Origin of the sequence: Pseudomonas sp. GM33, from assembly GCF_000282295.1 — a bacterium.
Classification (GTDB): domain Bacteria; phylum Pseudomonadota; class Gammaproteobacteria; order Pseudomonadales; family Pseudomonadaceae; genus Aquipseudomonas; species Aquipseudomonas laurylsulfatiphila.
Genome location: NZ_AKJO01000075.1, coordinates 33,128 through 44,041 on the forward strand (window position 1 = coordinate 33,128; position 10,914 = coordinate 44,041).

A 10,914-nucleotide genomic window follows, 5' to 3' on the forward strand; every position below is an offset into this window, starting at 1 on the left:
AACCCCTCGCTGATAATCCAGCCACAGCAGAACAAAAAAACAGCTGGTTACAACACTCGAACGCATCTCGATCCTGCCCAGAAAAATAATATCCATGGTCCGACGGCCCGGCTGATTACAGCACTCGCGGACGATGGGGGAATCGGAGGTAACGCATGAATGCCCTGCATTCGCTGCAAACGCTGGCGGTGTCCATCCGCTCAGTGCGTAAGGTTTACGGCGATCCAAAGACTGGCCCGGTGGCGCTCAAAAGCATCGACCTGGACATTCGCGACAACGAGTTCTTCACCCTCCTCGGCCCTTCGGGCTGCGGCAAGACCACGCTCCTGCGGATGATCGCCGGGTTCGAATTCCCTACCGAAGGCGAGATTCTGCTCTACGGCGAAAACATCGCCGACCGCCCGCCATTCCAGCGCCCGGTCAACACGGTGTTTCAGCATTACGCGCTGTTCCCGCACATGACCATCGCCGAGAACCTGGCCTTCGGTCTTGAATCCCACCCGATGGGCAAGATCCTGAACAAAACGCAGATGGCCGAACGGGTGCGCGAGATGCTCGCCCTGGTGCAGATGGAGCGCTTTGCCAACCGCAAGCCGGCGCAACTGTCCGGCGGTCAGCAGCAGCGCGTCGCCCTCGCTCGTGCCTTGGCGCCGCATCCCAAAGTCTTGCTGCTCGACGAACCGCTCTCGGCCCTCGATCTCAAGCTGCGCCAAGCCATGCGCGAAGAGCTGAAAACCATTCAGGCACGCACCGGCATCACCTTCATCTTCGTTACCCACGACCAGGAAGAAGCGCTGACCATGTCCGACCGCATCGCCGTGTTGTCCGAAGGCGAAGTGCAGCAGGTCGGTCGTCCGGAAGACATCTACGAACGCCCGCGCAACCGCTTTGTCGCCGACTTCATCGGTGAAACCAACTTCATCGAAGGCACGGTCACCCGCGTCGAAGACGGACTGGCCTGGTTCGCCGGCCCGGCCGGTCACCCGCTGCCCGCACAGCCGTGCAGCGATGTGCGAGTCGGCGCCAACGTCGCACTGTCCGTGCGCCCCGAGCGTTTGCATCTGGTGCCTGCCAGCACGGGCAACGCTCTGCCGTGTCGGATCGAAGCGCAGATCTACCTCGGCACCGACCTGCAATACCAGGTCAGCCTGAGCGACGGTTCGCGCCTCACCGTGCGCACCCCCAACTGCGTCGACCAGAGCAAACGCTTCGCCGTCGGCAGCCAGGCCGGTCTGTTGTTCGACCAGGGCAGCGCCAGCGTCCTGCACGATTGAGCACGAGGAATTGCCATGCACGCATTACCGATTGCCAACACGCTGGAACGTCGGCGGGCCTTCCAGAGTTTTCTCGGTGTCAGCCCGGCGCTGATTGCCATCGGCCTGTTTCTGATCGTGCCGATCCTGATCGTCATCGGATACTCGCTGATGGAAGCCAACCCCTACGGCGGGGTGAACAAGGTCTTCAGCAGCGACGCCTACACCTCGCTGCTGTTCGAGCGACAACTGGATGACAGCCTGGCGTTTGCCGACTCCTATCTCATCATCGCCCTGCGTTCCATCGGCATCGCCGGGCTGACCACCGTCATCACCCTGCTGATCGGTTTTCCGGTGGCTGTATGGCTGGCCATGCAACCAGCCCATCGCCGTGGCCTGCTGATCTTCCTGATCACCGTGCCGTTCTGGGCCAACCTGTTGATCCGCACCTACGCCTGGATTCTGCTGCTGCGCAACACCGGTGTTATCAACAACAGCCTGATGGGCCTCGGGGTCATCGACCAGCCGTTGCAACTGCTCTACACCGACGGCGCGGTGCTGTTGGGGCTGGTCTACACCTATGCGCCCTTCGTCGTGCTGCCGATCTACGCCACGCTGGAGAAGATGGATACCCGCCTGCTCGAGGCCGCTCAGGACCTCTATGCAGGACGCGTCCGGACCTTGCGCAAAGTGGTGTTGCCGATCGCCAAACCGGGAATCATCGCCGGCGCCATCCTCACTTTCGTGCCTTGCCTGGGCGCGATGATCGCCCCGGAACTGCTCGGCGGCGGCACGCGGATGATGCTCGGCAACCTGATTTTCCGGCAGTTCAGCGATGCACGTAACTGGCCGTTCGGCGCGGCGCTTTCACTGGTGCTGATGGCCGCGGTGATGTTGGTACTGACGGTTTATGCCTTGCGTGCCGAACGCCAGCGCATCGCCAAAGGAGGTGCGTGATGATCGGCCTGTTCAAACGCAATACGCTGGGCGTGCAGGACTTCCCCGGCTTCGGCGGATTCAGTTTCCTGTTCTACCTGTACCTCTACGCGCCGATCGTCGTGCTGGTGGTGTTCTCGTTCAACGCCAACCAGTCGGCCACGGTGTGGACCGGCTTCAGCTTCGACTGGTATCGCGCGGCCTTCGCCAACCAGGCCCTGCGCCAGGCGGCCGGCAACAGCCTGTTGATCGCGGTCTGCGCCAGCATGGTCGCCACAGCCATCGCCACCCTCGCCGCCCTCGGCACATCTCGGGGTGCCAAGTTCAAAGGCCTGCAACTGTCCATGGGCGCGATCATGTTGCCTCTGGTACTGCCGGAAATCGTGGTCGGCGTCGCCACCCTGGCGCTGTTTTCCACCATCGGCCTGTCCCTGGGCTACGGCAACCTGATCATCGCGCACACGGTGTTCTGTATTCCGTTTGCCTTTCTGCCGATCCGCGCCCGTCTGAACGACATGGACCTGTCCCTGGAGCAGGCCTCGGCCGACCTCTACGCCGGCCCGTGGCGAACCTTTCGCAAAGTCACGTTGCCGCTGCTGATGCCGGGGATTTTCTCCGGGCTGATGCTGGCCTTCATCGTCTCGCTGGATAACTTCGTGATCTCGATGATGGTCTCCCAGGCCGGCACCACGACCTTGCCGATCTTCATTTTCGGCCTGTTGCGCATGGGCGTGACACCCGACGTCAACGCCGTTTCGACCCTGATCCTGGGCGTCTCGGTGCTGTTCGTGACCCTTTCCTATCTGCTGGGCAAAAAGAAATCCTGAACTTTCTACGTACTGTGGGGAAATAGCATGAGCAAGTGGATTAAAAGCATCGGCGCTTCGTTGTTCCTGACCTTGCCGCTGACCATGGCCGGCAGTGTTCAGGCCGCGGAAAAACTCAACGTGGTGAGCTGGAGCGGTTACTTTTCGCCGGAAATTCTCGCCAAATTCCAGAAGCAGACCGGCATCGAAGTCACCGTCGACTCCTACGACTCCAACGAAACCCTGCTGGCCAAATTGAAACAGGGCGGCGCCGGTTATGACGTAGCGATCCCTTCCCACCAGTTCATTCCGATCCTGATCAAGGAAAAACTGCTGGAACGTTTCGATCCGGTCAGCGAGCCTTACTACGCCGGCGTCGTCGATAACCTGAAAAAGCCGACCTGGGACCCGGAAGGCGCCTATTCCGTACCGTTCATCTGGGGCACCACCAGCGTGGTGATCAATACCGAGCGCTACAAAGGCCCTGCCGACAGCCTCAAGGTGCTTTACGAGCCACCGGCCGAGCTGCAAGGGCGAATCAACATGTTCGACTCGGTCAGTGACGTGGTGGACATGGCCAGCCTGTACCTGAACATTCCGCTGTGCAGTGAAGATCCGAAGCAGATGCAGCAGATCCTGACCCTGCTCAAGGCGCAGAAACCCTTCGTCAAAACCTACAGTTCCAAGGCGGGCTCGATCCGCGAAAACCTGGCATCCGGTGAAATCGACATGTCGACCTTCTGGGGCGGCTCGTCGATGCGCGCCCGGGAAATGAAACCGAGCCTGAAATACCTGTACCCGAAAGAAGGCGTACTGGCCTGGGTCGACAACATGGTCATCCCGACCGGCAGCAAGAACCCGGCGAACGCCAAGGCATTCATCGCGTTCCTCAGCCAGCCTGAAAACGCGGCGATGACCCAGAACTTCCTCAAGCACCAGAGCCCGATCAAGGGTGTGGAGCCGTTCCTCGACGCAGGCCTCAAGGACGCGCCGGAACTGCACATTCCCGAAGGCACACCAGTGGTGTTCAGCAAGACCTGCGGCGAAGGCGCGATCCGCCTGGCCGACCGTCTCTGGACCAACCTGATGCGTTGATCTCCACCGCCCCGACGCAAAGGCGGGGCGTTTTTCCAGCCGTCTGAAAGGCCGCTTGCAATGAACTCCAATATCATCAGCGAACTGGTCCTGTTGCAGGCCCATGAACTCGCCGAACGCATCCGCCTGCGCCAGGTTTCCTGCCGGGAAGTGATGCAGACTTATCTTGCCCATATCGAACGCTTCAATCCGCAGATCAATGCGCTGGTGAGCCTGCAAGCGCCGGATGACCTGCTGGCCCAGGCGGATGTCCGTGATGCCGAACTGGCCCGCGGCCAATACCGTGGCTGGATGCACGGCCTGCCCCATGCCATCAAGGATCTGTCCCTGACGCGCGGCATCCGCACCACCCTGGGTTCGCCGCTGTACAAGGACTTCATTCCCGAACGCGATGGCATCATGGTCGAGCGGATCAAGGGCGCCGGCGCGATCATCATCGGCAAGAGCAACACCCCGGAATTCGGCCTTGGCTCGCAAAGCTATAACCCGCTGTTCGGCACGACCGGTTGCGCCTACGACCCGAGCAAGACCGCTGGCGGCAGCAGCGGCGGCGCAGCGGCGGCACTGGCCATGCACCTGGTGCCGGTGGCCGATGGCAGCGACATGATGGGTTCGCTGCGCAATCCGGCCGCGTTCAACAACATCTTCGGCTTCCGTCCGTCCCAGGGCCGCGTGCCCTTCGATGACAGTGCCGACCTGTTTATCGACCAACTCGGTTACGAAGGCCCCATGGCGCGCAGCGTGCGCGATGCCGCGTTGCTGTTGTCGGTGCAGGCCGGGGCCGATGCGCGGGCGCCACTGTCGATTGCCGAGTCCGGCAGTGCCTTTGCGGCACCGCTGGATCGCGATTTCAAAGGCACTCGCCTGGGCTGGCTCGGCGACTTCAACGGCTATCTGCCGATGGAGAAAGGCGTCCTCTCGCTGTGCGAAAAAGCCTTTGCCGACTTCGAAAGCCTGGGTTGCCACATTGAACCGGTTCAATCCGAATTCGCGCCAGAGAAGCTGTGGAGCAGTTGGCGAACCTTGCGCCACTGGATGGTCGCCGGCTCGTTGGGTGCGACCTATGCCGACCCGCAAAAGCGTGCGCTGTTGAAACCGGAAGCCTGCTGGGAAGTGGAAAACGGCCTGAAACTCTCGGCCAGCGAAGTGTTTGCCGCGTCAGTGACGCGCAGCGACTGGTATCGGGCGATCTCCAGGCTGTTCGAACAATATGACTACCTGCTACTGCCCAGCGCCCAGGTATTCCCGTTCGACAAGACCCAAGCGTGGCCCGCTTCCATTGAAGGCGTGAGCATGGACACCTATCACCGCTGGATGGAGGTGGTGATTCCCGGCACCTTGTCCGGCTGCCCGGTGGCCAACGTACAGGTCGGCTTCAACGCCAGCGGCCTGCCGATGGGCCTGCAAATCATCGGCAGACACCAGGCCGACTTCGCTGTGCTGCAATTGGCGCACGCGTACGAACAGGCCAGTCGCTGGTTCCAGCGCTGCCCGTCACCCCTGCTTGGAAGGTAGATTTTGATAAACGGTTGAAAGCGCAGAGAAATATTTTAGATTTATGCTTGACGCATCCCCGTTACCGGTGAATAATGCGCGCCACTTGGCTACATAGCTCAGTTGGTTAGAGCATAGCATTCATAATGCTGGGGTCCGGGGTTCAAGTCCCTGTGTAGCCACCAAGTACTAAAAACGGCTTACCGAAAGGTAGGCCGTTTTTTTATGCCTCGCTTTTATATCCCTGTAGGAGCGAGCTTGCTCGCGATGGACTCAAGAGCAACGCGTTTAGCAAGTAAACACGCGTTATCGTTAACGACCATCGCGAGCAGGCTCGCTCCTACACGGTCGGCAATACCGACAACGCCCGCTCCCAGATCTGCCACGTGCGCAACCAGACCATCGACTGCCAATCGCTATCGGCCGGATAGAACTGCTCCAGCAGATTCAACTTGATCCCGCGCCCTGTTGCGTCACCCGGATTGCCATACAGATGCAGCCAGTGGTCATCGCGCAAATGGCGGTGAACGTCCGGCCCCGGATACGTTCCGCACTCGATGACAAAAGGCATCAAGCGCACCTGCGGCAGTGCATTGATCAATGCCTGCGAGGTGTAGCCAGTGGCCGTTGCCGCCACACCGGTTTCGCTGACAGTGTCGGCGCCGGTTTGCAGGCTGTAGAGCCACGGCCCGTAGATCGCCTGCGCATCCGGCAGCGCCGGATAGGCGGACTCGGTGATGGTCAGCAGCATCGGATGACCGTATTCACCCGCACCGGTGTGCAAGTCAAAACACATGACCACTTCGGCATGGGCCACATGCTGTTGCACGATCCGGTGCAGCGTGCGGTTCGACCAGCTCGGCGCCAGCCCGCCGTAGAACAGGCCATCGGGGTGAGCATGCTGACCGCCCTCGACGATCGACATCACCGCTGGCCAGCCATGCAGGCGAATCTGCTCGTCGAGCAAGGCATCGGCACGCTCACGCTCGGGGCCGTGCAACTGCGGGCAGGCATAGATTTCATGCAAGGTGTTATAGGCCTGGTTGTCCGGCAGCGGGCGCTGGAAATCCAGGTGATTGCGGTTCAGGTCGATGTTGTCTTCGTTGACCCGACGCAACCACGCCATGCCCCAGGGGTTGATGGCATGGATCATGACCACGGCGACATCCTTTGGCAGGGAACGCTTGCCCAACTCCTGCAGCCATTTGATCTGGCAGCCCGAGCCATAGAAGCCCTCAACCCCGTGAGTGCCGCTCAGCGCAACCAACAGACGCTTGGCGCCCGGATCCCCCAACACCGCCACATCGGTACTCAGCGACTCACCGAACGGACCTTTGAGCGGGTGTGGATATTCAGTCAAGGTTGCGCCTGCGGCAGCCGCTGCGGCCAGGAACTGTTCACGCTGGGCACGGTAGCCGGGCTGGGTTGGGAACTCGGTGTGCATGTCTGCCTCTTGTTGATTTTCTGGCCTGTCTGTTGGCAACGACCCTACAGAAATTCCTGCCATTGATGAAGGACAAAAACGTCAGTGCCATGGGACCCCGGTTTGCGTCCCTCCCGGTCGGCCGATAAAGTCCACTGATCGTAGATCCAACGGACGGAGTACCCCACGTGTTTTCAACCTTCGCTTTGCGCCGCCATCGCCTGCCTGCCCTGGCACTGGTCGTCAGTGCCTTGACCCTGGCCGCGTGCAACAACGCTTCGGTGCCGACGCTGCCGCTCGCCCCGGAAAGCGCTTCCGGTTTCCGCACCGACCTGAAAGCTCAACACGCCGAAAAATACATGGCAGCGGCGGCCAACCCGCTGGCGGCCGAAGCCGGGCGGGAGATGCTGCGCCGGGGCGGCTCGGCCATCGACGCGGCAATTGCGATGCAAGCGGTGTTGACGCTGGTCGAGCCACAGTCGTCGGGCATCGGTGGCGGTGCATTGATCGTACTCTGGGATGGCAAGGCGGTACGCACCTACGACGGCCGTGAAACCGCCCCGGCCGGTGCCACCGAGAAGCTTTTCCTGCAAGCCAATGGACAACCGATGGGTTTCACCCAGGCGCAGATTGGCGGCCGCTCGGTGGGCACTCCCGGCGTATTGCGCGCCCTGGAACTGGCCCATCAAAAACACGGACGCCTGCCCTGGGCGCAGTTGTTTGAACCGGCGATCCAGCTCGCCGAACAAGGCTTCGCCATTTCGCCACGCCTGCACCAGTTGATCGCGGCGGATTCGTCCATGCAGCGCTCCCCGGAAATGATGGCCTATTTCCGCAATGCCGATGGCAGCCCAAAAGTAGTCGGCACAAACTTGAAGAACCCGGCACTGGCCGCCGTGTTCAAACGCATCGCCCATGAAGGCCCGGATGCCCTGTACAAAGGCCCGGTCGCCGAGGAAATCGCCGCCAAGGTTCAGGGCCACGCCAACCCCGGCAGCCTGTCCCTGACCGATCTCGCCAACTATCAGGCCAAAGAACGCGCACCGCTGTGTACCGACTACAAGCGCTGGCAAGTCTGCGGCATGCCACCACCGTCCTCGGGCGGGATCGCCGTGGCGCAGATCCTCGGCACGCTGCAAGCCCTGGAGGCTCGCGACAAGCGCCTGGCGCTGGCACCGCTGAAGCCGGTCAAGACCACAGCCCCGGCCGGCAGCGAACCCGACCCGCAAGCCGTGCACCTGATCTCGGAAGCCGAACGCCTGGCCTACGCTGACCGCGCGCAGTACCTGGCCGATAGCGACTTCGTGCCCGTGCCGGTCAAAGGCCTGGTCGACCCGGCCTACCTCGCCAGCCGCGCCGCCCTGATCGGCGAACGCAGCATGGGCACGGCCAAACCCGGCACACCGCCGGGCATCCAGGTGGCCTATGCGCCGGACCGTTCGCCACTGCGGATTTCCACCTCGCAAGTGGTGGCCGTCGATGACGCAGGCGGCGCCGTGTCGATGACTACCACCATCGAGTCAGCGTTTGGCTCGCACATCATGGTTCAGGGTTTCATGCTCAATAACGAGATGACCGACTTCTCGTTCATCCCCGAGGAAAACGGGCAGAAAGTCGCCAACCGCGTCGAACCCGGCAAACGCCCGCGCTCGTCCATGGCGCCGACCCTGATCTTCGACCGCCAGAGCGGCGAATTCCTCGCCACTGTCGGCTCCCCTGGCGGCTCGCAAATCATCGAATACGTGGCCAAATCCACCATCGGCCTGCTCGACTGGAATCTCGATGCGCAAGCGGCCATCAACCTGCCCAACTTCGGCAGCCGCAACGGCCCGACCGAACTGGAACAGGGCCAGTTCAGCCCCGCGCTGATTCAGGCGCTGAAAGACAAAGGGCACAGCGTGAGCGAAATCGACATGACCAGCGGCACCCAGGCGATTGTTCGGGTCAAGGACGCCCAGGGCAAAGCGTCGCTGACGGGAGGTGCCGACCCGCGGCGTGAGGGACAAGCGCTGGGGGATTGAGTCGCACGCGAGAACAAAAAAGGGCCTACCGGTGGGTAGGCCCTTTTGTTCATGAGCAGGCGAAAATCAGCAGCGCACTTAGCGACTGATCCTCAACCCCTGCCGAACCTGATGTTTTTCCAGCGCCAGTTCAATCAACCGCGTCACCAGCTCGCTGTAGGTCATGCCGGTGGCCTGCCACAACTTCGGGTACATGCTGATGCGGGTGAAACCGGGCAGCGAGTTGATTTCGTTGATCAGCACTTCCCCACTGTCGGTCAGGAACACATCGACGCGGGCCAGGCCGGAGCAGCCCAGCACCTGGAACGCCTCGACGGCCAGGGCGCGAATGCGCTCGCTGGCCTCGACGCTGATATTGGCCGGCACCACCACTTCAGCAGCCATGTCGTCGATGTATTTGCTGTCGTAGGAATAGAACCCGCTGCGGACCACAATCTCACCGCAACCACTGGCGATCGCCTCTTCATTGCCGAGCACTGCGCATTCAATCTCGCGGCCGCTGACGGCGGATTCGATCAACACCTTGGTATCAAAACTCAAGGCCAGCTCCACCGCTGCGCTGTATTCGGCCTCGTCGGCGACCTTGCTCACGCCCACGGAAGAGCCCTGGTTCGCCGGCTTGACGAACAGCGGCAAACCGAGCCGGGACTGAACCTCGGCAAACCCGGTGCGTGCCGCCGAGGCGCGGGTCAATGTCACGAACGGCGTCACGGCCAGGCCGGCATCACGCAGCAGACGCTTGCTGATGTCCTTGTCCATGCACACGGCCGAGCCGAGCACATCGGAGCCGACAAACGGCAGATCGGCCATGCGCAGCAAACCTTGCAGGCAACCGTCTTCACCCAGGGTTCCGTGGACGATCGGGAAGATCACATCGACATGGCCAAGCATTTCCTGACTGCTGGTTTCCACCAGTTGCTGGCTGGCTTTTCCGGGCACCACGGCCAGCTCGCGATTGGACTGATTGAGGGCGATCAGCGCCGGGTTTTCCTGATTCAGCAAAAAGTTGGAAGGGTCGTTGAGGTGCCAGTGGCCTTGTTTGTCGATGCCGATCAGCACCGGCTCGAAGCGAGAACGATCGAGAGCGTCGACGATATTCTTCGCCGATTGCAACGACACTTCGTGCTCTGCCGAGCGCCCGCCAAAGATTATCCCTACACGCAGCTTTCTCATCGCCTGGCCTCCTGGTGAATGTGCTTACAACCTGAATAGTCGAAACCTTACGGCTGCAAGGTCTTGCCGTCCACCGGCTCGCCAATGGTCAGGAAGTGCCCGCCCGCCACGTGGTGCAAGGTGCGCAAGGCGTCTTGCCCTTCGAAGTGCCAACGCCCTTCGCTGAACACGCGCTCGTCGGCCTGGGCGGCAATCACTTCGGCCAGGAACAGATCGTATTGCTGGTGGTTGTTCGGCTCCGGCAACAGGCGACATTCCAGCCAGGCCACGCAGCCCTCGAGCATCGGCGCATCGACCGATTCACCGGTGAAAGTCTGCAAATCGTAGGTCTCGAACTTGTCGCGCCCCTGGCCCTGGGTCAATTCCAGGCCGGAGGTCGAGCCGACGGTCTGCACAATGTCAGCCTGGGCAGCGCAAGGAACATTCAGCACAAAAGTGCCCGAGGCTTCCAGCAACTGGCGAGTCCAGGTGGACTTGTCCAGCACCACGGCAATTTTCGGTGGTTCGAAATCCAGCGGCATGGCCCAGGCTGCCGCCATGATGTTGCGCCGGCCATCGTGGGCGGCGCTGACCAGCACGGTCGGGCCATGATTGAGCAGACGATAAGCCTTGGACAAAGGGACCGGACGGCGGTGGGAAGCGCTCATGGAAGTCTGCTCCTGGGGGAAAGGAGCCGATTGTAGCGCCCACGTAACCCTGTGGGAGCGGGCTTG

The 10,914-nt window shown here is 61.5% G+C and carries 9 protein-coding genes and 1 tRNA gene; 7 read left to right on the forward strand and 3 right to left on the reverse strand.

The genetic code is table 11. From position 1 onward, the window contains the following. Positions 1-155: 155 nt before the first annotated feature. The 6 genes from PMI26_RS17315 (at position 156) to PMI26_RS17290 (ending at position 5,769) form a co-directional block, all read left to right on the forward strand. Positions 156-1,274 (forward strand): ABC transporter ATP-binding protein, encoded by a 1,119-nt coding sequence (locus PMI26_RS17315; protein WP_007973902.1) that lies wholly within the window; start codon positions 156-158, stop codon positions 1,272-1,274. A 15-nt stretch (positions 1,275-1,289) separates the two neighbouring features. Next, complete coding sequence (locus PMI26_RS17310) at positions 1,290-2,210, forward strand: ABC transporter permease (protein WP_007973904.1); 921 nt, start codon at positions 1,290-1,292, stop codon at positions 2,208-2,210. After that, the gene (locus tag PMI26_RS17305; protein WP_007973905.1) at positions 2,210-3,016 is read left to right on the forward strand and encodes an ABC transporter permease; all 807 of its coding nucleotides are present in this window, start codon (positions 2,210-2,212) and stop codon (positions 3,014-3,016) included. The genes PMI26_RS17310 and PMI26_RS17305 overlap by 1 nt, the downstream gene beginning before the upstream one ends. 27 nt (positions 3,017-3,043) lie before the next feature. Continuing rightward, a complete protein-coding gene (locus tag PMI26_RS17300; RefSeq protein ID WP_007973906.1) occupies positions 3,044-4,090 on the forward strand; it encodes an ABC transporter substrate-binding protein in 1,047 nt (348 codons plus the stop codon). Positions 4,091-4,150: 60 nt separating this feature from the next. Further along, positions 4,151-5,605 carry an amidase gene (locus PMI26_RS17295; RefSeq protein WP_007973908.1) on the forward strand — a complete coding sequence of 485 codons (1,455 nt, stop codon included), beginning with the start codon at positions 4,151-4,153 and terminating at the stop codon, positions 5,603-5,605. A gap of 87 nt (positions 5,606-5,692) precedes the next feature. Then, positions 5,693-5,769 (forward strand) — tRNA-Met (locus PMI26_RS17290). A gap of 155 nt (positions 5,770-5,924) precedes the next feature. Here the strand turns inward: PMI26_RS17290 and PMI26_RS17285 are convergent. Next, positions 5,925-7,028, reverse strand: coding sequence for a DUF2817 domain-containing protein (locus PMI26_RS17285; protein WP_007973910.1), 1,104 nt, complete (start codon positions 7,026-7,028; stop codon positions 5,925-5,927). Positions 7,029-7,195: 167 nt separating this feature from the next. Here PMI26_RS17285 and ggt point away from each other — a divergent pair, with 167 nt between their 5' ends. Beyond that, positions 7,196-9,028: a gamma-glutamyltransferase gene (gene ggt / locus PMI26_RS17280; RefSeq protein ID WP_007973911.1), complete on the forward strand. Its 1,833-nt coding sequence runs from the start codon at positions 7,196-7,198 to the stop codon at positions 9,026-9,028. Between the two features lie 78 nt (positions 9,029-9,106). On the opposite strand, the gene ddlA is transcribed toward ggt, so the two are convergent. Together ddlA and PMI26_RS17270 are read right to left on the reverse strand one after the other, a co-directional pair. Continuing rightward, entirely contained in the window at positions 9,107-10,201 is a 1,095-nt protein-coding gene (gene ddlA / locus PMI26_RS17275; RefSeq protein WP_007973912.1) for a D-alanine--D-alanine ligase, read from the reverse strand. A gap of 47 nt (positions 10,202-10,248) precedes the next feature. Then, complete coding sequence (locus tag PMI26_RS17270; protein WP_007973913.1) at positions 10,249-10,848, reverse strand: flavin reductase family protein; 600 nt, start codon at positions 10,846-10,848, stop codon at positions 10,249-10,251. Positions 10,849-10,914 lie beyond the last annotated feature (66 nt).

Bases quoted from the DNA above. Each gene is read 5' to 3' on its own strand.
- PMI26_RS17295 (WP_007973908.1), top strand. From the start codon at position 4,151: ATGAACTCCAATATCATCAGCGAACTGGTCCTGTTGCAGGCCCATGAA.
- PMI26_RS17310 (WP_007973904.1), top strand. From the start codon at position 1,290: ATGCACGCATTACCGATTGCCAACACGCTGGAACGTCGGCGGGCCTTC.
- PMI26_RS17315 (WP_007973902.1), top strand. From the start codon at position 156: ATGAATGCCCTGCATTCGCTGCAAACGCTGGCGGTGTCCATCCGCTCA.
- PMI26_RS17285 (WP_007973910.1), bottom strand. From the start codon at position 7,028: ATGCACACCGAGTTCCCAACCCAGCCCGGCTACCGTGCCCAGCGTGAA.
- PMI26_RS17305 (WP_007973905.1), top strand. From the start codon at position 2,210: ATGATCGGCCTGTTCAAACGCAATACGCTGGGCGTGCAGGACTTCCCC.
- ddlA (WP_007973912.1), bottom strand. From the start codon at position 10,201: ATGAGAAAGCTGCGTGTAGGGATAATCTTTGGCGGGCGCTCGGCAGAG.
- PMI26_RS17270 (WP_007973913.1), bottom strand. From the start codon at position 10,848: ATGAGCGCTTCCCACCGCCGTCCGGTCCCTTTGTCCAAGGCTTATCGT.
- PMI26_RS17300 (WP_007973906.1), top strand. From the start codon at position 3,044: ATGAGCAAGTGGATTAAAAGCATCGGCGCTTCGTTGTTCCTGACCTTG.